The following is a 25821-nucleotide window of genomic DNA, read 5'->3' on the forward strand; positions in this document are numbered from 1 at the left end:
GGACCAAATGTCAGAGTGATGGTACGCAAAGCATAATTATGTTGTTTTAATAAAAGCGAGCCTGCTCCCATTCTGAGTAAGTTGTAAACAGTCACGCTTTTCTTTGAAAACCAAGAGGGTTAGAATTTTAACCAAACTTTATAGGTGGTATGTAAAACATGCCATTGAATCCACGTTATACATATTTTAAATAAGGTTGTAATATCTAATGAATGCAGGTGAAATAGGAACGGAAGCCGGTCGTATATTTGAGTATAACTTACCAAGCAGCTGGATATTCCGCAGTCAAGAGGACCAAAATGATTTTGGTATTGATGGCGAGATAGAGCTAAAGGATGAGAGTGGTAAGGCTTTAGGTAAAGAAAGCGTCTTTAAGGTACAGATTAAAGGTGAGGAGAACTCTACATATATTAACGATGGTAAGATATTATCTTTTAATTTGAAAATGGAGAGGTTGAAGTATTACTTAGACTTCAAAGTACCAGTTGTTCTGGTAGTTGTAGAAATCTCATCAGAGAAAATTTTCTGGTTGATGATTACAAACAATGAGGCTTTAATAAAAAGAGCTGCGGAGTCAGAAAACAATGAGTCGATTCAGGTCCACCTTCCAATCGACAATTATTTAATTAGGAAAAATACCAGTTCAGCAAACAAAATGCTGATGTCTGTTGTGGAGTGCTGGGATTACCTTAATGTGAAAGGCTTACAGGATTCAATTAAAAGATATCCAATAGTCAATCCATCAACGCTGAGCAAGAAAATTGATGATATTGGTGACGCTCTATTCAAAGCGTATCATCAGCAGCTAAATAATTATTTATTTGATAAGAATTTTCATGGTGTCTATCAGAAGGCCGCAGAAATATGCTTATCTCCAATAGTTCCAGCTAAGGATAGGTTCGTTGCTCTTTTATATTATTGGCAAGCTTTTCAAATTGCGCCATTTACAAATGTAAGTAAAGATATTCTTTATGAAAACTATGAAATTTGTCATAGGTTTATTTCCCTGGCTAGAGAACAAAAAAGTAGGGTTCATAGACTGATTGCAATAGGCAAAGCTCGAAGAGTTAAATTTAAGCTCCAACTAGATCAATTGCATGCAATACATAATTCCATTAGTCACTTTGAAAAAGGCTCTTTTGAACACGCTATATTTAATAACCAAACACAGCAGCTCTATCATGAGGGTTGCATTTCATTACAAAAATGCATTGAGTTATGCCATCGATTAACAAGAGATGGACAATATAATATCCTCTCTGATTTCTTTATCGATATATACCCATCAATATTGATTTTTACCTCAATTCATGAGGCACGTGGCACAAAGGAATCAATAGAGTTCTTGGGAAATTGGCATAAAAGTATGGCTGGTCTTGTAATGACTTGCTGTGTTATATCAAAAGATTTTGTTAAAATTGAACAATTATACTACTTGGTTTTCATGATGGTTAATAAAAACCATGTGAATGCGCAGGAGATACGCGAAGTCGTTATTTCAAATATTCCTGATATGACTGATGTGTTAGATGGTATTGAGAGGGCTGTACAAGAAAAAAGCAAGGTTCAAGACTTTTATTCCATCAGTATTGAAGAGCAGCAAGCATATTTTATAAACATAGCTAAGAACTTAGGAATGGATCCAGATGACCAAGACAGTGAGTTTGGTCGTGTCGTAGATATGGGGTTAAAGAACTATGACCCTACTAATATTATGAAGAATTGTGAGCATTTATTTGTTCATTATCGTCCGGGTGGTATTATCGCTCAATCACTAAGGATGCATTCTGTTGGTGGTTTACATCTATTAGTATGCTTAAAGTATGGTTATGCTCAAGGAACAGGAAATCTATTAACCATGTTATATGATGATTCGGATGGCCCTAATCTGGGATATTCCTTTAAACAGCAGCATTGTATAGGTTGTTCTGACTGTAAGCCTAGAGCACAAGAGTGGTCATGGAGTCTTAAATGGTATGAGTCGGCTGTAAAGGAAAACATACCGTTTTTAAGTAAGTATAAATTTTAAATCATAGGCAGGTTTTTATTCGTAGCCTATTGATTAATATTGTTCCATCTTGAACGACTCGTATGTTGGTGTTGAACTAAGTGAAGCCCAACGTTTACCGCGAACAGCTTTATCAAGGCAATAATCGGATAATTCGGCCTTATTCGATTATTGCCATCCCTCTTGATTAGACGCTGGCGGATTGGTTTTACTCCGCATGTTGGGCTTCGCTGCGCTCAGCGCCAACCTACGCCTGCGCCAACCTATGTCCCGCACGACGTCCTAACCCGCATCAAAGCCCCCATCAACCACCAAACCGGCCTTGGCCCCACTCTTGCTAAGTCTTATCCCATTGATGGCCGTGGCCGCCATGAATTTCCTGCCGTGATCCGCCCCGAACGGGGTGAATGACGGGGGAGGGCGGCCCGGCAGAGACTTTCTGATGGGAGCCGTGACAGTGCAAGACACCACCAATACCTTGTCCCCGCAGCGCTGGCTGCAACTGGAGTTAAAGGCCATCGACAGCCAGGTTGGCCGCTGGCAGAGCCGCCGTTTCGAGATTGCGGCGCTCCACCCCGCCGAACCGGAGGCTGCCGGTGCCTTGCCTCTTACCCTGTTTCGTGATGAGCGGGGGGATTATCGCTTCAATCTGAGCTCCGGCTCGCCCCGCCTGTTTGTCACCGGAAGCCGCGTGGACAGTGGCTTTGTGGCCGATGGCCTGACCCTGAGCCAGACCGTGGCCGCTGCCTATATGGATGGCGAGCGGCAGGTGCTCTCCTGCCCGCTGCCCGAGGCGCTGCAAGCCTGGGTGGAGGCCTTTATCGGTCGCCACGGCGAGCTGCTGGAGGCCCGTCGCAAGGGCAAGAAGGGCAAGGGGCGGGCGCAGGATCAGCTCGGTGTCGATAGCCAGGATCAAGCCAGCTGTGGCGCCGTCAAAGCCACCGGCCCCGATGGCCGTGAGCGTGGCAGCGACGCCGGAACCTGTGCCGTAAACAAGGCCGGAAACAGCGCCCATGAGTGAGTTCCTCAAGCGCTGGTCGTCTCGCAAGAGTGAGGCGCGCAAGCATCAGGTATTGCAGCCGAAGGAAGAGGTTAGCCCCGAGGTGGTTGCCGCCCCTATCGAAGGCAGTGGCGAAGGTGAAATTCCAGATACTGCGCTGGATAGCCCCGTAGTCAGCACTGACAAGGGGAACAGTGAACCCCTTGCCGTTGAGGGGGCTGGGAGTGGCGAGCCGCAGCTAACAACAGCCCAGCCGGGCAAGGCCAAACTCCCCGACAGGGAGGCGCTGCGGGCCATGTTTCGCAGCCACAAGCCGGATGGACTCGACGACTACACCCAGGATTTCAGCCAGCCCGAATTGCTGCCCGCAGCCCTGACCGCCGGGCTGCGCAACTGGCTGGTAGATCAGGTGACTGCCCCTGACAGCGAATCGGCCAACCCGGCCAGCGCCTCCGTTGAACCGGTTGCGCTTGTCAGCGCACCTGCCGCCGACGAGCTGGCTGATAACCATTCTCAAACCCACACCGACGATCGGGACATTTTGGTTTCCTCTGGTGGACAAAATGTCCCAACCAAGGGTGGGGGAATGGAACCTTCAGGATCCTGACTCCCTGTCAGTCACTTTTTTTCCGGGGGAGTTGGCTCGCCTCTTGCTCTCTCGGCTTACCAACAAGCGCCCATCCCATGAGGTGGTGCGCACAGGAGCGTATGTGAGCACTGAACAAACATTGCCAAATCTGACCCCAAATCTAGCCTCCAATCTTGCCCATGGGGCGGGGGCGGCCGAGCATAACGCGCGCGCTCGCGCCTATGCGCAGCAGCATACGGTCAAGACCGACAACCTGATCCCGGCCACTGTCTCTTACCAGAGTCAGGGGCGCCTGCTGCTGGTCGGCCCGGAAGATCGCATTCGCCGCGCCGCCAGCCTGCTGCCCGCCGGGGTGAAGCCCACCCTGCTGGTGAGCGAAGCGGTCCACGATGCCGAGGCGGCCGATCTCGAAACCATTTTCGATGCCACCGCATCCCTCGCAGCCCTGGCCCTGCGCGAGCCGAGCCTGACAGGGTATCTGGGGCAGTTCCAGCTTACCGGCCTCAATGGGCAGGGTGAGCGGGTTAACTTGGCGGCGCTCTGTTTTACTCAGCAGGCTGCGGAAAATGGCGAGCCGCGCTTTGATCTGGTGGCCGATCTGGGCCGTTCCCCGCTCTTTGCGCTGGAGCGTCCGCCGGTCGGTTATCTGCATCTGGCCGATGATCAAGGGCTGGCCGAACGGCTTGCCGAGCTCTGTGCGCTGACCGGTATCTTCGACAAGCCGCGCTATTTTCGCCTCGACCCCGAGGCCTGCGCCTTTACCGCCCGCGGCGTGCCCGGTTGTAGCCGCTGTCTCGATGTCTGCCCGACCGATGCGCTCAAGCCCATCAATGGTCGCATCCAGATCGATCCCCATCTCTGTCAGGGTTTCGGTAGCTGCGCCTCGGCCTGTCCGACCGGGGCGATTGCCTATCACCAGCCCGATGCCAACACCAGCGGTGACTACCTGTTCCGATTGCTCAAGCATTATCGGGAGGCGGGCGGCGAAGCGCCGCAGTTGCTGATCGCTGGTGAAAACGAGCGCGAATGGGTGGAAACCGAACTTGCTGCTCTGCCTGCCAACTGGCTGCCGGTCTGGGTGGAGGAGAGCGCCAGTTTAGGCATCGAGAGCTGGTTCGACGCCCTCGCCTATGGCGCCAGTGCGGTGCGCATCGCGCTGGGCGACGATGCCCCCGCAAGCGTCCGTGCGCTGGTTGAGCGGGAGCTGGCCAGCGCCGCCGTGCTCTTGGCGGGCGCTGGGCTTGCTACCGATCGCATCGCCCTGTTTAACCCGGATGCCGAACAAGATAAGCCGATCTCCGGTGAACCAGCCATTGCCCTGCTGGAGAAGCCACTCAGAGGGGATAAGCGGGAGAACCTGTTCGCCGCCTTCGATGCGCTCTGGCAGGCCAATGAGGGGAGCCGCGAGCCGCTGGCAGTGCCCCATGGCGCCCCTTACGGCACTGTCGAGCTCAAACAATCTGATTGCACCCTCTGCATGGGTTGCGTGGCGGTCTGCCCGAGCCGCGCTCTGCATGCGGTGGGTCATGCGCCGGGCCTCAACTTTATCGAGCAGGATTGCATCCAGTGCGGCATGTGTGAAAAGGCGTGCCCCGAGCAGGCCATAGTGCTCATGCCTCGTCTGCAACCCGTGCCCGAAGCGCGCCGCGCCGTGCAGAGCCTGAAAGCCGAAGAGGCTGCCTGCTGCATTCGCTGCTCCAAGCCGTTCGCGCCCGCCTCGATGATCCGCCGCATCCAGCAAAAACTGGCCGGTCACTCCCACTTCCAGAACGAGGCCGCCCAGCGGTTGCTGATGTGCGAGGACTGTCGGGTCAAGGATGTGTTTGCGGCGCTGGCGGCGGATCCCGTCTCCCAGCTCAAGGTGTGAGGGCCAGTGATGAGTGAACAACATAACGAAAAGGCTGGCGAACTGACCATGACAGAACTGGAACAGAGCAGCGCCGATCTCTACGCCCTGCTGGCGAGCCTCTGGCGCGCCGCTCCCCGTGGCGAACAGCTCGCCTGGCTGCAAGGGTTGCAGGCTATGCCGGGCCCCTTTGCCAGAGGGCTCGGGCTGGTGCAGCTGGCGGCTAGCAGCCACCACGAAAACGAGCTTACCGAGGAGTATCAGGATCTCTTTATCGGGCTGGGGCGCGGGGAGATAGTGCCGTTTGCATCCTGGTATCTCACCGGCTCTTTGATGGAGCTGCCGCTGGCGGTGCTGCGCGCAGATCTGCAGTCCCTCGGTTTCGAGCGCCAGAGCGGAGTATGCGAGCCGGAAGATCATCTCGCCGCCCTCTGTGAGGTGATGGCGGTACTGATTGGCGAGCAGCACCCGGAGCGCAACCGCTTCTATGAACGCCACCTTGCCCCCTGGGTACTCGCCTGCTGCCGCGATCAGCAACAGGCGAAAGGGGGCAGCTTCTACCGGGCGGTCGGCGCCCTTGCCGAAGATTTCTTCAAGCTGGAAAACGAATTGCGCCTGCCGTTTGGCGCCTGCGTGGTGAGGGGCTGAACGCCCCTGTCTGTGCACAATAAGAGCTGTGCATAACAAGAGCTGCGCATAACAAAACGAGCAGACGAGATATCCCATTGGACGCGAAGCTGGCGCGCAGGCGCCAGCAAGAACAACAACAGAGGTCACAAGAATGAGCGATGAACAGCTGAAAGACCCGTCCCGCCGCAATCTAATCAAGGGAGTTGGCGTGGTCGCCACCATAGGCGTGTTGGCCGGTGCCACCGGTCGGGTGGTGGGCAAAGAGGTGCTGACCCACGACACCGAGCCTGACAAGGGCTATCGGGAGACCCCCCATGTTCACGACTTTTATCGCACCCTGCGCGGCACCGACTGAGCCGGATCAGTGAAGGAGAACTCATGAAACTGACAAAACGTGCCGAGCTGCCCCAAGTGGGCGAGCAGGGCAATGAGGCCATTCGCGGTCAGGGGCTGACCCGCCGCGCCTTTATGGTCAACTCGGGTCTGGTGGCCGGTGGCGCCGTGGCCGCCGGTTGGCTGGCGCCAGCCATGATGCAGCGGGCCGAAGCCAAAACCGTCGCGGCCGGGGTGCCGGTCGAGGTGAAGCGCACCATCTGTTCCCACTGCTCGGTGGGCTGCGGCGTTTATGCCGAGGTGCAGAACGGCGTCTGGACCGGTCAGGAGCCGGCCTTTGATCACCCCTTCAACTTGGGCGGTCACTGCGCCAAGGGAGCGGCCCTGCGCGAGCACGGCCACGGTGAGCGTCGACTCAAGTATCCGATGAAGCTGGTGGGCGGCAAGTGGCAGCGCATCAGCTGGGATCAGGCCATCGAAGAGGTGGGCAACGAGGTGCTGCGCCTGCGCAAGGAGTCCGGCCCCGACAGCGTCTACTGGCTCGGCTCCGCCAAGCACTCCAACGAGCAGGCCTACCTGTTTCGCAAGATGGCGTCCCTGTGGGGCACCAACAACGTGGATCACCAGGCGCGGATCTGCCACTCCACCACGGTCGCTGGCGTCGCCAACACCTGGGGCTACGGCGCCATGACCAACAGCCTGAACGACATGCATAACAGCAAGTCGATCATGTTTATCGGCTCCAACCCGGCGGAGGCCCACCCGGTCGCCATGCAGCACATCCTGCTGGCGAAAGAGCGCAACGGCTGCAAGATCCTGGTGGTCGACCCGCGCCGCACCCGCACCGCCGCCAAGGCTGACATGTACCTCTCCCTGCGTCCGGGCACCGACGTCGCCTTTATCTGGGGCATGCTCTGGCATATCTTCAAGAACGGCTGGGAAGACAAGGAGTTCATCCGCACCCGCGTCTACGGCATGGACGAGGTGCAAAAAGAGGTGGCGCGCTGGACTCCGGCGGAAGTTGAGCGGGTGACCGGCCTCAACGAGCAGCAGGTTCATGGCGCCGCCAAGCTGCTGGCCGACAACCGTCCCGGCTGCGTGGTCTGGTGCATGGGCGGTACCCAGCACACCACCGGCAACAACAATACCCGCGCATACTGCATCCTCGAACTGGCCCTCGGTAACGTGGGCAAGAGCGGGGCGGGCACCAACATCTTCCGTGGTCACGACAACGTGCAGGGCGCCACCGATTTTGGCGTCACCTCCGACTCTCTGCCCGGCTACTACGGGCTGGAAGAGGGCTCCTGGAAGCACTGGGCCCGGGTGTGGGATGTCGACTACGAGTGGATCAAGGCCCGCTTCGACAACAAGGCCTACAACGGCAAGTTGCCGATGAACAACAACGGCATTCCTGTCTCCCGCTGGGTGGATGGTGTGCTGGAGAACGCCGATCTGATCGAGCAGGGTTCCAACATCCGCGCCATGTTCTACTGGGGCCATGCGGTCAACTCTCAGACCCGCGGCCCCGAGATGAAGAAGGCGATGCAAAAGCTCGACATGATGGTGATTGTCGATCCGTATCCCACCGTCGCCTCGGTGATGAATGATCGCACCGACGGCGTCTACCTGCTGCCGGCCACCACCCAGTTCGAGACCTATGGTTCCGTTACCGCCACTAACCGCTCCATGCAGTGGCGCGACAAGGTGATAGAACCCCTGTTCGAATCCAAGGTGGACCACGAGATCATGTATCTGCTGAGCAAGAAGCTCGGCTTTGCCGACCAGCTGTTCAAGCACATCAAGGTGGAGAACAACGAGCCGCTCTTGGAAGACATCACCCGCGAATACAACCGCGGCATGTGGAGCGTGGGCTACACCGGCCAGAGCCCGGAGCGGCTCAAGGCGCACCAGCAGAACTGGCACACCTTCCACAAGACCAACCTCAAGGCTGAGGGCGGCCCGGTCAGTGGCGAAGTGTACGGTCTGCCCTGGCCCTGCTGGGGCACCCCGGAGATGAAGCATCCTGGCAGCCACATCCTCTACGACACCAGCATTCCGGTGTCGGAAGGGGGCGGCGGTTTCCGTGCTCGTTTCGGCATCGAGTATCAGGGCGTCTCGCTGCTGGCCGAAGACTCCTGGCCGAAGGGGAGCGAGGTGGAAGATGGCTATCCCGAGATCACTGCCGACCTGATGAAGCAGCTCGGCTGGTGGGATGAGCTGACCGAAGCCGAGAAGAAAGAGGCCGAGGGCAAGAACTGGAAGACCGACCTCTCCGGCGGTATCCAGCGGGTGGCCATCAAGCACGGTTTCGTGCCTTACGGCAACGCCAAGGCGCGCTGCGTGGTGTGGACCTTCCCGGATCAGGTGCCCAAGCACCGTGAGCCGCTCTACACCCCGCGCCGGGATCTGCTGGCCGACTACGCCACCTGGCCTGATTCGAAGAGCCTGTGGCGCCTGCCGACCCAGTATGCCTCGGTGCAGGAGAAGGATGTCAGCAAGGAGTTCCCGATCATTCTTACCTCCGGCCGTCTGGTGGAGTACGAGGGGGGCGGCGATGAGACCCGCTCCAACCCCTGGCTGGCTGAATTGCAGCAGGAGATGTTCGTCGAGATGAACCCGGCGGATGCCAACGATGTCGGCGTCCGCGACGGTCAGGATGTGTGGGTCGAGGGGCCGGAAGGGGGCCGGGTCAAGGTGAAGGCGCTGGTGACCCCGCGGGTCAAGCCGGGGCTCGCCTTTATGCCGTTCCACTTCGGCGGCCACTTTGAGGGCCAGGATCTGCGATCCAAATATCCGGAAGGGTCAGACCCCTATGTGCTGGGGGAATCGGTCAACATAGTCACCACCTATGGCTATGACCCGGTCACCCAGATGCAGGAGACCAAGGTCACCCTGTGCCGTTTTCGCAAAGTAGGAGCCTGATCCCATGGCCAGAATGAAATTCATGTGTGACACCAAGCGCTGCATCGAGTGCAACGGCTGTGTGACGGCGTGCAAGAACGAGAACGACGATGCCCTCGAGTGGGGCATTCAGCGCCGCCGGGTGGTGACCCTCAACGACGGCCTGCCGGGTGAGACCTCCATCTCGGTCGCCTGCATGCACTGCACCGACGCCCCCTGCATGGCGGTCTGCCCGGCCGACTGCTTCTATCACACTGACGACGGCATCGTGCTGCACAACAAGGATCTCTGCATCGGTTGCGGCTACTGCCTGTTCGCCTGCCCGTTCGGGGCGCCCCAGTTCCCGAAAACCGCCGCCTTTGGCGATCGGGGCAAGATGGACAAGTGCACCTTCTGCGCCGGTGGCCCGGAAGAGGATCACAGTGAAGCGGAGCGCCAGAAGTACGGTGCCAACCGCATCGCCGAGGGCAAGCTGCCGATGTGTGCCGAGCTCTGCTCCACCAAGGCGCTGCTGGCAGGGGATGCGCAGGTGATATCCGACATCTTCCGCGAGCGGGTCGCCTATCGCGGCGCCCCTCATGCGGGCTGGGGTGAGGATGATAAGGCGCTCTATCGCGATGCCAGCAAACCTCACGATGGCAGAGGCAAGGGGCTCAAGCTTGGCAAGCAGGAGGATGGCCAATGAGACACTGGCTGACAGCGCTGCTGACGGCCTTGCTGCTGTTCAGCGCGCCCGGCTTCGCCGATGCGCAGAAGGAGACGATCGGCTTTGCCGGCGCCGACTACTGGCGGGCGGTGAAGGATGGGCAGGAGGGGGTGACCACCTCCCGCTCGCCGGAGCACGGGGTGCTGATCTCGGTGCCGGGCCAGCTCTGGTTCGAGGTAAAGACCAAGTGGGTGTCGCCGCTCGGTGCCATCGCTATCTTCGGATCCTTGGCCATGTGCGGTCTGATGTACCTGATCGTGGGGCAGACCAAGCTCTCCAAACCGCGCACCGGGCGCAAGCTCAAGCGCTGGAGCAGGCTGGATCGGGCGCTGCACTGGACCACGGCGGCCATGTTCCTGACCCTCTCCGGGTCGGGGCTGGCCATCATCTACGGCAAGTACTTCATCAAGCCGGTGGTGAGCCTCGGGGTGTGGGAGAACTGGATATGGTTTGCCAAGGTGTTCCACAACTATGTGGGGCCGCTCTTCTTCCTCTGCCTGATGGGGGTACTCATCAAGTGGTTCCGCCACAACATCGTCAATATGGTGGATGTGCAGTGGTTCATGAAGTTTGGCGGCATGCTCGGCAAGCACAAGGGAAGTCACCCCTCGGCGGGCTTCTCCAACGGCGGTGAGAAGGCGATCTTCTGGCTGCTGATCTGGTTTGGCGGCATTGTGGTGGCGACCGGGCTGTTTCTGGACTTCCCCATCTTCGGCCAGCTGCGCCGCCAGATGGAGTGGGCCAGCTTTATCCATATCGTAGGCGCCTTGATCCTCATCTGCGGCTTTATCTTCCATATCTACATGGGTCTGTTCCAGCTGGAAGGGGCGCTGGAGGGGATGGTGACCGGCGAGGTGGACGAGACCTGGGCCAGGGAGCACCACGACCTCTGGTATGAAGAGGTGAAGCACACCCTCGATGAGCCCAAGACGGGCAAATCAAGCTGATGGTCGACAAAAAGTAAAGAGAAGGGGCGCTGCGGCGCCCCTTTTGATGGCGGGTCGATGGTGATGGCAAATTGATTGAGCGATGCCGCAAACGGCGATGGTTTTTTAGGCCACCTTGAGCAACAGTAACAGGGGTTCCATTCACATAAGGGATGACAAATGATGAAAAAAGCATGGCTGGCTGCGGTATGTGTATCGGCGCTATTCGGTGGTATGGCGGGCGTTGCGCATGCGGCTGACGGGATCAAGACCCAGCAGGTGCAGTTCAAGAAGGGGGAGTCCGGGGCGACCATCAACGGCACCATTCAGGGCAGTCAGACCCTCGATTACAAGCTGACGGCCAACAAGGGCCAGAGCATGGTGGTGATCCTGACCGGCAAGCCCTACTTCAATATTCTGCCGCCAGGCAGCACGGGGGAGGCGATCTTTATCGGCTCTACCGAAGGGAACAACTTTGAGTCGACCCTGCCAGCCAAGGGCACTTATACCATTCGGGTCTACCAGATGGGGGCGGCCGAGAGCAGCAAGGCCAAGACGCCGTTCAAGCTGGAGGTGGGCATCAGCGGCTAATGCCAGCAGCTGACAAGCATCACGGCGGTGGCGGCCACAAAGGACCGCCACCGTTGTTTCATCCCCTCTGTTTTTGCCTCGCCATGGTCAATATTCCCCCCGGGAAAGCTGTTCGAAGTAGCGCTTATAACGTCCGCTGGCGATGGCCTGCTGCAACTGCTGATTGAATTGATCCCGCAGTTTGGCTGAGCCCGGCATCTTGCGCGGGAACATCACGAAGCTGTCGTTGCGCAGAAATGGGGTCTGGCTGTGGGTGATGAGTGCCGCGCTGGCGGGGTCGAGCTGGCTCTGCAACTCGGCCAGACCGACTCGCAGCTCTTGCGGATAGAGGTCGATCCGCCCGCGCAGCAGCTTGCCGAAATTCTGTTTCACGTCGGTGACTTTCTGTTGGGTTACCTTGCCGTCGGCTACCATCTTGTCCAGCTCGGGCCCGTAGCTGTAGGCGATATCGCCCCCCAACCGCATGCCTGTGATCTGCTCAAGGCGCTCGGCCTGCAATTTCCGTGCTTTGAGGGAGAAGAAGACAAACTGCTCCTGCAGCACCGCCTCGCTGAACAGAAAATCCTGTTCCCGCTCTGGCTTGTACATCCAGACGGCGGTGGCATCGTAGAGCTGGCTGTTGGCCGCCAGCGAATAGACCCGCCCCCAGGGGGCGAAGTGAAACGTCACCTCATAGCCCGCCTCCTTGAACAAATCGCGGATGAGATGCGCCACCGGCCCGTGCTGTTTCGACTGCTCCGAGACAAAGGGGGGCCACTCGCCGACGATGATATTGAGCACCCGCCCCGGTGCGGCGAGAGCCGACTGGCAGGTCAGACACAACCACAGAGCAAGCAGCGGGATCAGGCGCATGGCAACAAGAAGGGGGCGCAGGCTGGCTGAGTCGAGGGCATCAGGGTCACTCCCGGCTGGAATGCGGTTAAGGGGGTTGGGTTGTCCGCAATGCTAACATGAGTCTCATTCCTTGCCGTGGATATTTGTCCCGCCGAGGGCGCCGGGCGCCTATTTTGGCCGCAGGGTATGCCCAAGCTCACAAAACCGATCGATTAAACGTCATATGATTGATTTCATTATGAGTCTTACTCTCCTGCCGAACGGCAATTTCACGTAAATCAAAGAGAATGACTATGGCTACCGGACAATATCTGCTGTGGAAAGATGCTCAGGGACAGGCTTTTCGCCCCGTTGCACTGACCGGCACCGATCTGCTCAACAATCGATACCTCAACAAGGGCACTGCCTTCACCGAACAGGAGCGGGCCGATTTCGATCTCGACGGCCTGTTGCCCCCTCAGGTGCAAACCTTTGAAGCCCAGCTAGAGCGGGTTTATGAAGGGTTCAAGAGTGCCTGCAGCGACATCGAAAAATACCAGAACCTGCGGGCGCTGCAGGATCGCAACGAAACCCTCTTCTACGCTCTGTTGTCGCGCCATGTGGAGGAGATGACTCCCTACATCTATACCCCGACCGTCGGCAAGGCGTGTCAGGAGTTCAGCCACCGCTTCCAGAAGCCGCGTGGTCTCTATATCACTCCCGACAACGTGGATGACATGGGGATCCAGGCCCGCCACTTCGATGCCAAATCGATCCGCATTATCGTTGTCACCGACAGCCAGGGCATTCTGGGGATCGGCGACCAGGGGGTCGGCGGCATGGGGATCCCCATCGGCAAGCTGGCGCTCTATACCCTGGGGGCCGGGATCCATCCTGCCTGCTGTATGCCCATCGCGCTGGATGTGGGCACCGACAACCAGAAACTGCTCGATGACCCCATGTATCTGGGCCGCCCGCACAAGCGCATTCGTGGCAAGGAATATGAAGATTTCATCGACAAGTTCGTGCAGGGGGTCAAGCGTCACTTCCCCAATGCCGTGCTGCAGTGGGAAGACTTCAGCAAATCCAACGCCTTCAACAATCTGGCCCGCTACCAGCAGGCGCTGCCGTCGTTCAACGATGACATTCAGGGCACCGGCGCCGTGGTGCTGGCCGGTATCATAGGCGCGGTCAAGGTCAAGGGGGAAACCCTCGGCCAGCAGAACTATCTGGTCTATGGTGCTGGCGCTGGCGGGGTTGGCGTCGCGGATCAGATTTGCGCGGGGATGATCCGCGAGGGGATGGATCCGCAGGCGGCCCGTGATCGCATCTATATCCTGGATACCCAGGGGCTGGTGTGTGACAACCGCGAAGGGCTCGACGAATACAAACGCCGCTATGCCAAGCCGGGTCTGCTGCTGGCGGGCTGGGATACAGAGGTGGCGGGCAAGGCCAATCTGGCCGATGTGCTGCGCCACGTGCCTATCACTGTGTTGCTGGGGACCAGCGGCTCGGGTGGTGCCTTCAAGGAAGAGCATATCCAGTTGCTGCAAAAGCACTGCGAGCGCCCCATGGTGTTCCCGCTCTCCAACCCGACCGCCAACTGTGAAGCGCTGCCGGAGGATATCTATCGCTGGAGCAACGGCAAGGCTATCGTCGCCACCGGCAGCCCGTTCAAGGATGTCGCTTTTGAGGGCAAGGATTACCGTATCGGTCAGGGTAACAACGTCTTTATCTTCCCCGGTGTGGGGCTGGCGGCGATTGTTAGCCAGATCCGCGAGATCACCCCGGATATCTTCACCACCGCCGCTTTTGCACTGGCCGAGTGCGTGAGCGAGGAGGATTTGGCACAGGGCTCCGTCTATCCGCGTATTCGCGAGCTGCGCAGCATTTCGGTGCATGTGGCGACCGCGGTGCTGAAAGATATCGTGCGCCGGGATCCCTCCCATTCGCTGATCGGTCAGGATCTGCAGCAGCATATCCTCCACCACATGTGGGAGCCGGTTTACCTGCCCTATCGTCGGGTATAGGTCACGTACGGGTTTTACTAACATATTGATAGTAAAGGGGGATGGCATGGCCATCCCCCTTTTTTACCGCTGTGTTCCGGTTTTGGTTGCCAGAGCGGGTAGCCAGATAGTGAGCTTGTCAGCATCGGGGTCAAGTCCCCGTGGTTTTCTCCACTTGGCGTACAAAACATCACCCTGTTGAATTCAATCTCAATAAACTGGGCAGAAAAACGATTGGCGTTCGCCACAATAATGCGTAAAATCGCATACTCGATGCTTGTAGCAACGAATCCCGCCTAAAAAGCCAGTTTCATGCCCTCCCCAAGCAGTAAAAGGTAACAAGTGACGCGTTTGTGTTCATTTTGTGCCTTGAAAAAGTCTTGTGATAACTGAAAAGTGATAAATATCCCCATCAGTTATCAAAAAATTAAGGACATCCATGTTTTCCTTAGTCAAGCAAAGTGTCGCCGGGCTGCAAATCCTGTTTGTCGCCTTCGGTGCCATGGTTCTGGTGCCCCTGCTCACCGGATTGAACCCCTCCATGGCCCTGCTTGGCGCCGGTGTGGGCACCCTGTTGTTCCAGCTCTGCACCCGCCGCCAGGTCCCGATTTTCCTCGGTTCCAGCTTTGCCTTCATCGCCCCCATCATCTACGCCACCCAGACCTGGGGATTGCCGTCCACCATGTTTGGCCTGTTTGCCGCCGGTTTCATGTACTTCATCCTGGCCGCACTGATTCGCGTGCGGGGCATGGGCTTTGTGCACAAATTGCTGCCGCCCGTGGTGATTGGTCCGGTGATCATGGTGATTGGCCTCTCCGTGGCGCAGGTTGCCTGCAACATGGCGATGGGCCGTGCCGGTGGTGAGCAGGTGGTGCCTGCGGGAACTGCGCTGACGCTGGCCGGTATCTCGCTGGCGGTGACCCTGATTGCAGCGGTGTTCTGCAAGGGCTGGATCAAGCTGATCCCCATCCTGTGCGGTGTGATTGCCGGTTATGTCTCTGCCGTGCTGATGGGCCAGGTGAACTTCGACGGCCTGATCAACACCCCCTGGTTGGCGCTGCCTCACTTCGAAACGCCGGAGATCAACTGGGCTGCCGCCCTGTTTATGCTGCCGGTAGCGATTGCCCCCTGTATCGAGCATATCGGTGGCGTGCTGGCCATCGGTGGGGTAACCGGGCAGGATTACACCAAGAACCCGGGCCTGCATCGTACGCTGGCCGGTGACGGTATCGGTGTCTGCTTCGCCGGTTTCATCGGTGGCCCACCCGTGACCACCTACGCCGAAGTGACCGGTGCCGTGATGATCACCCGCAACTTCAATCCGGTCACCATGACCTGGGCCGCCGTGTTTGCCATCATTCTGGCCTTCTTCGGCAAGTTCAATGCGCTGCTCACCTCCATCCCGATGCCGGTGATGGGCGGTATCATGCTGCTGCTGTTCGGGTCCATCGCCGCCATCGGTCTCAAGACCCTGGTGGAATCCAAGGTGGATCTGGGGCTGTCACGCAATATCGCCATCGTCGCCGTGACCCTGACCGTGGGTGTCGGGGCGCTGGAGATGAAGATTGGTGACTTCGCGCTGGCCGGTGTTGGTCTGGCCTCCGTTGCCGCCATCCTGCTCAACCTGATCCTGCCGGCACACTCCGAAGAGGGTGTGATGGAGGCTGCCAAGGATTGAGTGTCGCCAGACGTTCATCGTTGATTCGGAGAAGGCCACCTCGCGGTGGCCTTCTGTTTTTCGGGTCTCTTGCGCCTGTTTTCGGCTCGGCTGAGCCCATCAGGAAGGTAATCTGGAAGCAGATGAGGAGGTTAGCTCTCTCATTTGACGTATCTCTTTTCGTGACCTTAGCTAAAGGACAGGTTTGGCTCTGAGGTCTCCTTGAGCTGTATGGGAAAATGGATGTTGGCGTTTTCAATCATTTCTCTCCCAAACCCCTGTCATGGAACGATGCGCCCCTTCTCTGCCACGGCGCTGTTGCACGGCACCGGTTTTTTCCGCCCCTGTCCACACGCTTCCCTCATGCTGCTCTGGCATGTTTTCCACCTCGATGTGTTGTGAGCCTCTCTCGCCAGTGGCGTTTTATCGCGCGCTGGCCAAATCCGGATCTGTTTGCTGCTGCACATGGGTGGGCGGCGAGCCGTGAAAGCCGGCATGACCCCGGCGGGTCAGACGTGCACCGCCATCGGTAATGGCGGATGTTCAGGGATGAATGGCAAGCAAAGCGAGGTTGCAATGAACTATCAACTGCTGTGGAAAAGTGCAATTTTTTCAGTCTCTTCCATGATGGCGATGAGCGCGATTCAGGCGGCGCCACTGAACGTGATGACCGAGGATTACCCGCCTTTCAACATGCAGGGGGAGGGGGGCAAGATTGTCGGGCTGTCGACCGAGGTGGTTGAAGAGCTGTTCAAGCGTGCCGGGGTCGAATACAAGTTGACCCTGATGCCGTGGAAGCGGGCGTACGAAGATACCCTCGGCACCCCCAATACCGCCCTCTACTCCACGACCCGTACCCCGGAGCGGGAGGCGCTGTTCAAGTGGGTCGGGCCGCTGGTCAATAACAACTGGGTCTTCTTCTCCAGTTCGACCGCCAATATCACCGTCTCTTCGCTGGACGATGCCAAGCAGTATTCGGTGGGGGGCTATAACGGCGATGCGGCGGCCGAGTATCTCAAGGCGCAGGGATTCACCAAGTTGCAGCTGGCGGCCAACGACACCGCCAACGTGAAAAAACTGGAGGCAGGCCGCATCGATCTCTGGGCTACCGGCCAGTATCTGGCCCCCTATCTGGCCAACAAGGAGAAAGTCGCCAGTCCCAAGCAGGTCTTCGTATTCAAGGAAACCCAGATGAGCTTGGCGTTTAACAAGGATACGCCCGATGAGCTCATCACCAGGCTCAACGAGATCCTGGCCGCCATGAAGGCGGATGGCACCATCGACAAGATCAATGCCAAGTACCAGTAACAGTACCAATAGCAAGTGCCACGCAATGGCACTGCGCCGGCTGCCGTAAAAACCGGGAGGAAGCCATGGATTGGAAAAGTCTGACGTTCAGGATCGCCGTGTTGACCTCCCTGTCGGTGAGTCTGCTGCTGGTGTTGTTTGGTGCTTACAACTACAACGCCGCCAGAGCGGAGAGCTACAGCAAACAGAGTGCGCTGGTCGAACAGGCCATCGGCCGGCTGCAACTCTCCCTGCCCGGCCCGCTGTGGAATTATGAATCGACCTTCATCGAGGCATCGCTCAAGTCCGAGCTGGCGGCCGACATCCTCAGCGCTTTACTGGTGGTCAACAAGGAGAAGCTGGTGGCCGGGTTTGCCCGCGACACGGCGGGCGCCATTGCCCCCGTGACGGCCATGCCTGCCGATACCTCTGCCTATGGGGAATATGATCTGGTCTATGACGACAGCGGCCAGAAAAACACCGTGGCCAGATTGCTGGTGCAAACCAGTGATGCCGCCATTCAGGCCCACTTGCGCCAGCAGTTGCTTACTACCGTCTGGCAGATCCTGGTGCTCGATCTTTGCATCATCGCGTTGCTGATGGTGCTGATTCACCGCAATGTGCTGAGGCCACTTCATCAGATGAATCAGGCGGTATTTGATCTGGCCAGAGGGGAGGGGGATCTGACCCGGCGACTCAAGATCAACCGTCAGGATGAGATGGGGGCGCTGGCCACCAACATCAACCACTTTATTGCCAAGCTGCAGGATATGGTGGCGGAGATTAATGAGCTGTCCGCCGGTGTGCTGCAAAATGCCGAGCGCTGCGACACGCTCTCGGCAGATACCCGTATTGGCAGTGACGCCCAGCAGTCCGAGCTGGATCAGGTCGCCACCGCCATTACCGAAATGAGTCAGGCGGTGCAGGAGGTGGCTGGCAACGCGGTGAAAACCTCCGGCGCCACCGATGAGGCCAATCACTATGTGGAGCAGGGTTACCATCTGGCGGGCCATGCCAATGAGGCGATTCATCAGCTGGTGGGCGAGGTGGAGAGGGTCGCTACGCTGATGCGTACCCTATCGACCGAGAGCAGCAGCATCGGCACCATCATAGAAGTGATCAACGGCATTGCCGAACAGACCAATTTGCTTGCCCTCAATGCCGCCATCGAGGCGGCCCGCGCGGGCGATCAGGGGCGCGGATTTGCGGTGGTGGCAGATGAGGTGCGCACCTTATCAGGCCGTACCCGCCAGTCAACGGAAGAGATCAGTGCCAGCATCAAGCGGCTGCAGCAAGCGACCCAGAATGTCGGGGCCGGGATGCAGCAGAGCCAAGAGAAGGCCTCCCGGGCCGGTGCCGAGGCGGCAGATGTGCAGGCTTCGGTGGAGAAGATAAAAAATCAGGTCAGCCTGATCCGCGAGATGAACATGTATATCGCCCAGGCATCGGAGGAGCAGCACTCGGTGGCGGAGGCGGTCAGTCACAGCGTCAACCGCATTGCGACGCTCAACAGCGAGAGTGCGGCCAGAGTGGCACAGGTTGCCGAAGCCAGCAGCGATCTGCGCCAGTTGTCGGCCCAGCTCGACACCTTGCTCAAGCAGTTTCGGGTCTAGTCAGTCAACTTTGCCCCTTTGCCCCGCCGATGATGTCGTTGCATCCTGCGGGGCCGGTTCTCTTTATTGTGCGGAGCGGCGAGATGTTGTGAGGGACAGGGCCCCCTGTCCGGTCGTGGAGCTTTTAGCCATGCTCACGCCGCTGTTCCGTTGAGATTGGCATGGCTGCGACGCGTGGGCATCGTAGCATCATGCTCTGGCCAATACGCACTCCGACAGCGCTGGACGCATATTTTCATTTTCCCCGCTTATGCCTGATTGCATCTATTGTGCCGCTGATCCCGACCCATTAAAATTTCGCGCCATTACACTACATCCTGAGTCGCCATCTGGCCTCATCGGGCGTGGAATCCCATCTTCTTCATGATGAATGCAAATAACAGGTGGTTGGTATGACGGGGGCTGCGCCAGGCAATAACATATCGGCCTATCACTTCGGTGATTATGTCTTTGATGTCAAAAGGCGAGAGCTGATTTTCTGTGCCGACAAGGACAACGAGCAAGGCGCCAGAGTGGTGCGCTTGTCATCGGCCGAGAGCCTTATTTTCAGCTACCTGCTCGATCATCAGGACGAGGTGTGCGACAAGGATCTGCTGCTCGATATCGGCTGGCTGGGTCGCCCCATCAGCCCCAACTCCCTGAACGTGGCCATCGCCAATATTCGCCGCCACTTTGTGTCATCACCCCAGACGCTGGATATCAGAAGTACCCCGAAAAAAGGGTATTCCCTGCATCTGAACTGCAAGATGAAGTGCGATTACGGCAAGCCGCTGCCTACAGAGAGTGAGCCCTTGCCCGAGCCGGTGAGCGAACCCACGCCCGCTGTGGCTGAGCCGTCATCGTCGACATCACCACGGCCTGAGAATGAGGCTATCAGAGAGCCTGTTTCTGCCGCGGCCCGTTCCTTCTCTGAGCGTGTCAAACTCGCTTTTCTAAGCGGTATCGGGCGGCCGATGCTGGTCAGGAGTCTGGTTTACGTCAATCTGGTACTGGCTGTGCTGGTGGTCTTTGTCGCCAGTTATCTCCATTTCGAGTGGCTCCATGTGCAGTGTGCCGACTCGCCTACCGGTGTTGTTTGCCAGATGGAGGCCAGGAGTGACGTGCCACCAGTCAAACCGGCATCGCTGGTGCTGGTTTCCGGCCACAAGGTCCGCGTGCTTTCCTATAAAGAGCTCGAAAAAACGCTGTAAGGGATCTCTGATGAAACGAACGCTGAAAAATACCTTGCTGCTGTTGCCACTGCTTTTGGTGCTGCTGTTTGTGGCCGGGATGTTTATCAACAGTCTGGGCTGTCATTACGAGCTGAAGATGTCGGCCAACGGGGTCAACTATCACGGGGTGTGTCGCTGGGGAAAAATCACCGTGATTGAAGAGGAGGAGGCGACCCGGGAGAAGTGGCGGGTGACCGGTTTTCAACTGACCTTCTTCAACCAGCTTGTTTACCTCATCGACAGTCGTACCCAGCTGCACGAGTCGGATAACGATGACTCCTATCTCAATGAGTACAACCTGATCCAGTCGCAATATGCGCTGGTCAATTACGCCTGGGTGCCGCTGACCGAAAACAAGGTGGCGATCTTCCAGCGCGATCCGGTGCACGAGGTCGTGATTGCCCAGCGAGATGGCTGGTTCGATCTCTACCGCTGGTTCTTCCCCCCGGCACCGCTGGTGCCTGTTCAGCCGCAAAGCGCAGGCGCGGAGTGACTCGCTAGTTTCTGAGCAGTTTGCACCAGGGGCCGGTGACCTCGCAGTGGCCTGTCTCGTCGCTGTTTTGCCAGCCCAGTCGATGGTAGAAGGCTAATGCCGCCGTGTTGCGGGTCGCCACCTTGAGCGAGCCGCGCGGCGAATCAGCGAGGCCCCGCTCAAGCAGAGCGCGCCCGATCCCCTGACCGTGCCAGTCGCTTGATACATAGAGGTGATGGACGAAGTGGTCGGGCTGCCAGATGGCGATAAAGCCGCAGATATTGCCCCCCTGTTCGGCTACCCACACCTGTTCACCTTGGGTCTGTTCCTCGAAATCCTCGAGCTGGAAGCGGGCAGGATCGACCCAGTGAAAGGTGTGGCGGCGGCTCTTTAAAAACAGCCGGGCCAGTTGGGGAATGTCTTGTTCTTCCATGAGCCGGATCATGATGACCTCCCGGGTCAAGTCACTGTTCGCTGAGGCAACCGCGTGGCGGCAGGTTAATCTGATGCAAATGACAAGGGTGTGATTAAGCTCTGTCCATTGTATTTGCCATGGGGCTATACTGCCGGAGTCCCATGTATGGATGGCTTGAGGATCGCTGATTTATGGACAATAAACAGATTGAAGGCAACATTTTTGTTCCGGCGCACATAGACGATGTCTGGCACGCCTGGACCACCGAGAGCGGTCTGCGCAGCTTTCTGGCTCCCGAATGTTTGATGGTGGCCGAACCGAATGGCCCTTTCGAGATCTACTTCAGGCCTGATGCGCCCTTGGGTGAGCGTGGCAGCGAAGGGTGCCGGGTCATGGCCGTCATGCCCTATGACCTGCTCAGTTTCAGCTGGAATTTCCCACCTAGCCTACCCCATATCCGCCAGCAGAAAACCCAGGTGTGCCTGCGTTTTGTGCCGGAAGGGCAGGGCACTCGCCTCTACTTCCTGCAGAGCGGTTGGGCCAACGATCCGGATTGGGATCAGGGTTATGCCTATTTTCGGGAAGAGTGGCTGGAGACCAGCCTGCCACGGTTGCAGTACCGTTTTACCCACGGCCCTATCGACTGGAACAATCCGCCGGACAAGGCGCAGTTGAAGGCGCTGGCTCAGTAATCCCGGATCTCAGACATAAAAAAAACCGGCCAAAAGGCCGGTTGAAACAGTTCAGGCTTGTCAGGTGACAAACGTATCCAGCGGATGAGAGTCGCTTTCCACTCCTTGTGAAGCACAACCCTCTTGGTTACGTGCAGCTACTTTATGCCATTCACACTGAATCGAGGCTGAACCATGGATGATCCCGCCTCATGCCCCTCTTCAATCAGATGCTGATCCCCATCGACTGGCGCAAGTAAGCGCCAGCGCCGAGCAGCCCCGGCCCTTCGTGGGTGATCAGGAACACCGGGATCTCCTTGAGGTAAGACTTGAAGCGCCCCTTGTCTTCAAAGGCGACCCGGAAACCGGAACCGGTAAAGAACTCCTGAAAGCGTGGCACTATGCCGCCAGCGATATAGATGCCGCCGTAGGTACCCATATTGAGCGCCAGATTGCCGGCAAAGCGACCCATCAGCACGCAGAACAGGCTCAAGGTACGACGGCAATCGAGACACTCCCCGGCCAGTGCGCGCTCGGTGATGTCTTTGGGGGCGAATGGCTCGGGCTCACGGCCATCTGACTTCACCAGCCCGCGATAGAGATTGACCAGACCCGGGCCGGAGAGGAAGCGCTCGGCCGAGACATGACCCAGTTCGCCACGCATCACCTGCAGCACCGCATCTTCCTCTTCGCTGTTGGCGGCAAAATCCACATGACCCCCTTCACCCGGCAGACTCAGCCACTGCTCGCCCGCCTTGACCAGATGGGCGACCCCAAGGCCGGTGCCCGCGCCATAGATGGCGATGGGTTTGCCAGCCACCGGCGCCGAGCCGCCCAGCTGGATGCGATCCGATTCAGCCAGTACCGGCACCGCCATCGAGACGGCGGTGAAGTCGTTGATCACCTGCAGGCGAGCCAGCCCGAGATTGCTCTGCATCTCGCTGATGGAGAACTCCCAGCTGTGGTTGGTCATGGCGACCCAGTCACCGTTGATGGGGCAGGCGATGGCGATGCAGGCTTCACCCACTTCTACCTTGTGTTCGTCCAGATAGAGGCGTACCACGGCTTCAAGGCTGGGATGGGCCAGACCTGAGTAGGTCTTTGCCTGAGAGATAGTACCGGTGGCCAGCTCACACAGGGCCAGACGCGCATTGGTGCCGCCGACATCGCCGACCAGCGCATGGGTATGCTGCATAACAACTCCTTCGTTACAGGATGGGGACGACCGTGGTGTCCCGAGATTATTGTTGGATTATGACGGCCCATTCTATCCGAGCCGGGCCCCGCTCACTCGCCGGATCGATACAAACGTGCGCCTGCTCACAGTGTTGTTGCTTTGCAACATTTGTAAGCGCTTTCACGGCAAGGTGACGTTTTGTAACGAAAAGTACGAAATAATTAGAGATGAGTCATACTTTGTATGGCAGGCGTTAGTGGCCATAACCGCTTGTCTTGTATAGTCCTTAGCTTGATTGGAAACCTGCTTAGCCGTAGATTGAGTGCAAAGACACTGAAGCTAAATTACAAAAACGCCTGGTGGTGATGATGAATACCCTTGATAAAATTACGAACAACTTGGAAAGTTTCAGTAAATCAGAACGCAAGGTTGCCGAGGTGATCCTGGCGTCTCCCCAGACCGCTATCCACTCCAGCATCGCCGCCCTGGCCAAGATGGCCGACGTCAGTGAACCGACCGTCAACCGCTTTTGCCGCCGTCTCGATACCAAGGGCTTTCCCGATTTCAAACTCCATCTGGCCCAGAGCCTGGCCAATGGCACCCCTTACGTAAATCGTCATGTGGAAGCGGAAGACGGGCCGGATACCTACACCGCCAAGATCTTCGAATCCACCATGGCCTGTCTGGATGCCGCCAAAAACAGTCTGGATATCTCCGCCATCAACCGTTGTGTCGATATCCTGACCCAGTCCAAGAAGATCAGCTTCTTTGGCCTGGGTGCCTCCTCCGCCGTGGCGCGCGATGCCCAGAACAAATTCTTCCGCTTCAATATTCCGGTGGTGAGTTTTGAGGACATCGTCATGATGCGCATGAGCTGCATCAACAGCAGTGAAGGGGATGTGGTAGTGCTGATCTCCCACACCGGCCGTACCAAGGCGCTGGTGGAGATCGCCGCGCTGGCCCGCGAGAACGATGCCACCGTGATCGGCATGACGGCCAAGGATTCCCCGCTGGCCCGCGAGTGCAATCTGGTGCTCTCCATGGATGTGCCGGAAGATACCGATGTCTATATGCCGATGGCATCCCGCATTGCCCAGCTGGCGCTGGTGGATGTACTGGCGACCGGTTTTACCCTGCGCCGGGGGATGAAATTTCGCGAAAATCTGAAAAAAGTGAAAGAGGGATTGCGCGAATCCCGCTTCGAAACCCCGCACTCTTCCTGAACCGTCGGGGGCTCCGGCCCCCGACTGTCTATGCCACCCGCCTTGGTGTAGTATTGTAATTTAATAACAAAAACCACCCAGATGGTTTGCAAACGGGTGCATCGAGCCATGGGCTTGATGGGGCAGAATCTCAAGTCATATCAACTTCATATTGGAGTCTTTCATGCCTAGACGTACAAAGATTGTAACCACACTCGGTCCGGCTACCGACCGCGAAGGGATCCTCGAAGGGATCATCCGCGCCGGGGCTGACATGGTGCGGATGAACTTCTCTCACGGCACTGCTGAAGACCATATCCTGCGCGCCAATCAGGTGCGTGACATTGCTGCCAAGCTCGGTCGTCACGTCGCCATCATGGGTGATCTGCAAGGCCCGAAAATCCGTGTTTCCACTTTCAAGGATGGCAAAGTCTATCTGGCCATCGGTGACAAGTTCATTCTCGACGCGGCACTCGGCAAGGGTGAAGGCTGTCAGGAGCAGGTCGGCATCGACTACAAGAGCCTGCCAAACGATGTGGTACCGGGCGACATCCTGCTGCTGGACGATGGCCGTGTGCAACTGAAAGTCGAGCAGGTTGAAGGCACCCGCATTCACACCACGGTGACCGTGGCCGGGCCGCTCTCCAACAACAAGGGCATCAACAAGAAAGGGGGCGGTCTCTCCGCACCGGCCCTGACCGAGAAAGACAAGGAAGACATCAAGACCGCGGCCCTGATGAACGTCGACTACCTGGCGGTCTCCTTCCCGCGCTGTGGCGATGATCTGCGCTATGCCCGTGAACTGGCTCGTGAAGCAGGCTCCAATGCCAAGATCGTGGCCAAGGTAGAGCGTGCCGAAACCGTCGCGACCGATGAGGCGATGGAAGACATCATCCTCGGTTCCGATGCCGTCATGGTCGCCCGTGGCGATCTCGGTGTCGAGATCGGTGACCCCGAGCTGGTTGGCGTACAGAAGAAGCTGATCCGTCACTCCCGTCGTCTGAACCGGGTGGTGATCACCGCGACCCAGATGATGGAGTCGATGATCAACGCGCCGCTGCCGACCCGTGCCGAAGTGATGGACGTGGCCAACGCCGTGCTGGATGGTACCGATGCGGTGATGCTCTCTGCCGAAACCGCCGCCGGTCAGTTCCCCATCGAGACCGTGACCTCCATGGCGAGCGTCTGTGTCGGTGCCGAGAAACACCCGAGCCTGAACGTCTCCAACCATCGCATGAACTACACCTTCACCTCGGTGGAAGAGGCGGTGGCCATGTCCACCATGTATGCCGCCAACCACCTGGAAGGGGTCAAGGCGATCGTGGCGCTGACCGAATCCGGCACCACCCCGCTGCTGATGTCCCGTATCAGCTCCGGTCTGCCGATCTTCGCCATGTCTCCCCACAACAAGACCCTGGCCTGGACCAACCTCTACCGTGGCGTTACCCCGGTGATGTTTGACGGTGACGAGACCAAGCCGGTCTACGAAGTGTGTCGCGACGCGCTGGACGTGCTCAAGGCCAAAGGCCTGCTGCAGAGCGGCGACATGGTGCTGCTGACTCACGGTGACAAGATGGAAACCGTGGGCAGTACCAACACCTGCAAGGTGATGATGGTCGAATAAGCGCCTCTGCCTGTGCTGTCATCAAAGCTGTTCGCCATTGGCGAGCAGCTTTTTTTTATGGTTGCGGCACGGGTTTGTGTGCCAAGTGTGAGGTGAGGATGGACTCAATGATTGCCTCAATAGCCCATCGTCCCGATAAT

Annotated in this window: 21 protein-coding genes and 1 pseudogene; 19 read left to right on the plus strand and 3 right to left on the minus strand. The window is 57.8% G+C overall.

Going from position 1 to position 25821, the window contains the following annotated elements; translation table 11 throughout:
- Positions 1–208 precede the first annotated feature (208 nt).
- From BN1115_RS20870 to BN1115_RS20915, 10 genes are all read left to right on the plus strand, one after another.
- Entirely contained in the window at positions 209–2029 is a 1821-nt protein-coding gene (locus BN1115_RS20870; protein ID WP_042658683.1) for a DUF4365 domain-containing protein, read from the plus strand.
- 421 nt (positions 2030–2450) lie between these two features.
- Complete coding sequence (locus BN1115_RS20875; protein ID WP_042658684.1) at positions 2451–3029, plus strand: DUF3305 domain-containing protein; 579 nt, start codon at positions 2451–2453, stop codon at positions 3027–3029.
- Positions 3022–3615: a DUF3306 domain-containing protein gene (locus tag BN1115_RS20880; protein ID WP_042658685.1), complete on the plus strand. Its 594-nt coding sequence runs from the start codon at positions 3022–3024 to the stop codon at positions 3613–3615. The genes BN1115_RS20875 and BN1115_RS20880 overlap by 8 nt, the downstream gene beginning before the upstream one ends.
- Before the next feature lie 103 nt (positions 3616–3718).
- The gene (locus tag BN1115_RS20885; RefSeq protein ID WP_128821595.1) at positions 3719–5464 is read left to right on the plus strand and encodes a 4Fe-4S dicluster domain-containing protein; all 1746 of its coding nucleotides are present in this window, start codon (positions 3719–3721) and stop codon (positions 5462–5464) included.
- A 9-nt stretch (positions 5465–5473) separates the two neighbouring features.
- Positions 5474–6091: a TorD/DmsD family molecular chaperone gene (locus tag BN1115_RS20890; RefSeq protein WP_042658687.1), complete on the plus strand. Its 618-nt coding sequence runs from the start codon at positions 5474–5476 to the stop codon at positions 6089–6091.
- Between the two features lie 133 nt (positions 6092–6224).
- The gene (locus BN1115_RS20895) at positions 6225–6428 is read left to right on the plus strand and encodes a transcriptional initiation protein Tat (RefSeq protein WP_005303194.1); all 204 of its coding nucleotides are present in this window, start codon (positions 6225–6227) and stop codon (positions 6426–6428) included.
- Positions 6429–6451: 23 nt separating this feature from the next.
- Positions 6452–9328, plus strand: a complete 2877-nt coding sequence (locus tag BN1115_RS20900; protein WP_042658688.1) for a formate dehydrogenase subunit alpha — start codon at positions 6452–6454, stop codon at positions 9326–9328.
- Positions 9329–9332: 4 nt separating this feature from the next.
- Positions 9333–9992 (plus strand): formate dehydrogenase FDH3 subunit beta, encoded by a 660-nt coding sequence (gene fdh3B, locus BN1115_RS20905; RefSeq protein WP_042658689.1) that lies wholly within the window; start codon positions 9333–9335, stop codon positions 9990–9992.
- The gene (locus BN1115_RS20910) at positions 9989–10960 is read left to right on the plus strand and encodes a formate dehydrogenase subunit gamma (protein ID WP_042658690.1); all 972 of its coding nucleotides are present in this window, start codon (positions 9989–9991) and stop codon (positions 10958–10960) included. Before fdh3B ends, BN1115_RS20910 begins: the two co-directional genes overlap by 4 nt.
- A 159-nt stretch (positions 10961–11119) precedes the next feature.
- Positions 11120–11530, plus strand: a complete 411-nt coding sequence (locus BN1115_RS20915) for a DNA breaking-rejoining protein (protein WP_244152308.1) — start codon at positions 11120–11122, stop codon at positions 11528–11530.
- Positions 11531–11617: 87 nt separating this feature from the next.
- Here the strand turns inward: BN1115_RS20915 and BN1115_RS20920 are convergent, their stop codons facing one another.
- The gene (locus BN1115_RS20920; RefSeq protein ID WP_042658691.1) at positions 11618–12382 is read right to left on the minus strand and encodes a substrate-binding periplasmic protein; all 765 of its coding nucleotides are present in this window, start codon (positions 12380–12382) and stop codon (positions 11618–11620) included.
- Positions 12383–12657: 275 nt separating this feature from the next.
- Here BN1115_RS20920 and BN1115_RS20925 point away from each other — a divergent pair, with 275 nt between their 5' ends.
- The 6 genes from BN1115_RS20925 to BN1115_RS20950 all read left to right on the plus strand — a co-directional run bounded on the left by BN1115_RS20925 (position 12658) and on the right by BN1115_RS20950 (position 20613).
- Positions 12658–14373, plus strand: a complete 1716-nt coding sequence (locus BN1115_RS20925) for an NAD-dependent malic enzyme (RefSeq protein WP_042060575.1) — start codon at positions 12658–12660, stop codon at positions 14371–14373.
- Between the two features lie 418 nt (positions 14374–14791).
- Complete coding sequence (locus BN1115_RS20930; protein ID WP_042658692.1) at positions 14792–16030, plus strand: uracil-xanthine permease family protein; 1239 nt, start codon at positions 14792–14794, stop codon at positions 16028–16030.
- A gap of 555 nt (positions 16031–16585) precedes the next feature.
- Positions 16586–17317 (plus strand): substrate-binding periplasmic protein, encoded by a 732-nt coding sequence (locus tag BN1115_RS20935; protein WP_042658730.1) that lies wholly within the window; start codon positions 16586–16588, stop codon positions 17315–17317.
- Positions 17318–17382: 65 nt separating this feature from the next.
- Positions 17383–18909 (plus strand): methyl-accepting chemotaxis protein, encoded by a 1527-nt coding sequence (locus BN1115_RS20940; protein ID WP_042658693.1) that lies wholly within the window; start codon positions 17383–17385, stop codon positions 18907–18909.
- Positions 18910–19301: 392 nt separating this feature from the next.
- Positions 19302–20099 (plus strand): winged helix-turn-helix domain-containing protein, encoded by a 798-nt coding sequence (locus tag BN1115_RS20945; protein ID WP_042658694.1) that lies wholly within the window; start codon positions 19302–19304, stop codon positions 20097–20099.
- A gap of 10 nt (positions 20100–20109) precedes the next feature.
- Positions 20110–20613 (plus strand): hypothetical protein, encoded by a 504-nt coding sequence (locus BN1115_RS20950; RefSeq protein ID WP_042658695.1) that lies wholly within the window; start codon positions 20110–20112, stop codon positions 20611–20613.
- A gap of 4 nt (positions 20614–20617) precedes the next feature.
- On the opposite strand, the gene BN1115_RS20955 is transcribed toward BN1115_RS20950, so the two are convergent.
- Positions 20618–21037, minus strand: a complete 420-nt coding sequence (locus tag BN1115_RS20955) for a GNAT family N-acetyltransferase (RefSeq protein WP_042658696.1) — start codon at positions 21035–21037, stop codon at positions 20618–20620.
- A 161-nt stretch (positions 21038–21198) separates the two neighbouring features.
- Between BN1115_RS20955 and BN1115_RS20960 the strand changes: the two genes are divergently transcribed.
- Entirely contained in the window at positions 21199–21699 is a 501-nt protein-coding gene (locus BN1115_RS20960) for an SRPBCC family protein (protein ID WP_042060561.1), read from the plus strand.
- Positions 21700–21904: 205 nt separating this feature from the next.
- On the opposite strand, the pseudogene glk reads toward BN1115_RS20960, so the two are convergent.
- Positions 21905–22876 (minus strand): annotated as a pseudogene (glk, locus tag BN1115_RS20965) (glucokinase); the annotation flags it as partial.
- 347 nt (positions 22877–23223) lie between these two features.
- On the opposite strand from glk, the gene BN1115_RS20970 reads away from it, so the two are divergent.
- Positions 23224–24078 carry a MurR/RpiR family transcriptional regulator gene (locus tag BN1115_RS20970; RefSeq protein ID WP_167335576.1) on the plus strand — a complete coding sequence of 285 codons (855 nt, stop codon included), beginning with the start codon at positions 23224–23226 and terminating at the stop codon, positions 24076–24078.
- A 163-nt stretch (positions 24079–24241) separates the two neighbouring features.
- Entirely contained in the window at positions 24242–25681 is a 1440-nt protein-coding gene (gene pyk, locus BN1115_RS20975; RefSeq protein ID WP_042658698.1) for a pyruvate kinase, read from the plus strand.
- The last annotated feature ends 140 nt before the right edge of the window (positions 25682–25821 follow it).

This window comes from Aeromonas allosaccharophila, assembly GCF_000819685.1.
GTDB classification, from domain to species: domain Bacteria; phylum Pseudomonadota; class Gammaproteobacteria; order Enterobacterales; family Aeromonadaceae; genus Aeromonas; species Aeromonas allosaccharophila.

Bases quoted from the DNA above. Each gene is read 5' to 3' on its own strand.
- BN1115_RS20870 (WP_042658683.1), top strand. From the start codon at position 209: ATGAATGCAGGTGAAATAGGAACGGAAGCCGGTCGTATATTTGAGTAT.
- BN1115_RS20875 (WP_042658684.1), top strand. From the start codon at position 2,451: ATGGGAGCCGTGACAGTGCAAGACACCACCAATACCTTGTCCCCGCAG.
- BN1115_RS20880 (WP_042658685.1), top strand. From the start codon at position 3,022: ATGAGTGAGTTCCTCAAGCGCTGGTCGTCTCGCAAGAGTGAGGCGCGC.
- BN1115_RS20890 (WP_042658687.1), top strand. From the start codon at position 5,474: ATGAGTGAACAACATAACGAAAAGGCTGGCGAACTGACCATGACAGAA.
- BN1115_RS20895 (WP_005303194.1), top strand. From the start codon at position 6,225: ATGAGCGATGAACAGCTGAAAGACCCGTCCCGCCGCAATCTAATCAAG.
- BN1115_RS20900 (WP_042658688.1), top strand. From the start codon at position 6,452: ATGAAACTGACAAAACGTGCCGAGCTGCCCCAAGTGGGCGAGCAGGGC.
- fdh3B (WP_042658689.1), top strand. From the start codon at position 9,333: ATGGCCAGAATGAAATTCATGTGTGACACCAAGCGCTGCATCGAGTGC.
- BN1115_RS20910 (WP_042658690.1), top strand. From the start codon at position 9,989: ATGAGACACTGGCTGACAGCGCTGCTGACGGCCTTGCTGCTGTTCAGC.
- BN1115_RS20915 (WP_244152308.1), top strand. From the start codon at position 11,120: ATGATGAAAAAAGCATGGCTGGCTGCGGTATGTGTATCGGCGCTATTC.
- BN1115_RS20920 (WP_042658691.1), bottom strand. From the start codon at position 12,382: ATGCGCCTGATCCCGCTGCTTGCTCTGTGGTTGTGTCTGACCTGCCAG.
- BN1115_RS20925 (WP_042060575.1), top strand. From the start codon at position 12,658: ATGGCTACCGGACAATATCTGCTGTGGAAAGATGCTCAGGGACAGGCT.
- BN1115_RS20930 (WP_042658692.1), top strand. From the start codon at position 14,792: ATGTTTTCCTTAGTCAAGCAAAGTGTCGCCGGGCTGCAAATCCTGTTT.
- BN1115_RS20935 (WP_042658730.1), top strand. From the start codon at position 16,586: ATGAACTATCAACTGCTGTGGAAAAGTGCAATTTTTTCAGTCTCTTCC.
- BN1115_RS20940 (WP_042658693.1), top strand. From the start codon at position 17,383: ATGGATTGGAAAAGTCTGACGTTCAGGATCGCCGTGTTGACCTCCCTG.
- BN1115_RS20945 (WP_042658694.1), top strand. From the start codon at position 19,302: ATGACGGGGGCTGCGCCAGGCAATAACATATCGGCCTATCACTTCGGT.
- BN1115_RS20950 (WP_042658695.1), top strand. From the start codon at position 20,110: ATGAAACGAACGCTGAAAAATACCTTGCTGCTGTTGCCACTGCTTTTG.
- BN1115_RS20955 (WP_042658696.1), bottom strand. From the start codon at position 21,037: ATGATCCGGCTCATGGAAGAACAAGACATTCCCCAACTGGCCCGGCTG.
- BN1115_RS20960 (WP_042060561.1), top strand. From the start codon at position 21,199: ATGGACAATAAACAGATTGAAGGCAACATTTTTGTTCCGGCGCACATA.
- BN1115_RS20970 (WP_167335576.1), top strand. From the start codon at position 23,224: ATGAATACCCTTGATAAAATTACGAACAACTTGGAAAGTTTCAGTAAA.
- pyk (WP_042658698.1), top strand. From the start codon at position 24,242: ATGCCTAGACGTACAAAGATTGTAACCACACTCGGTCCGGCTACCGAC.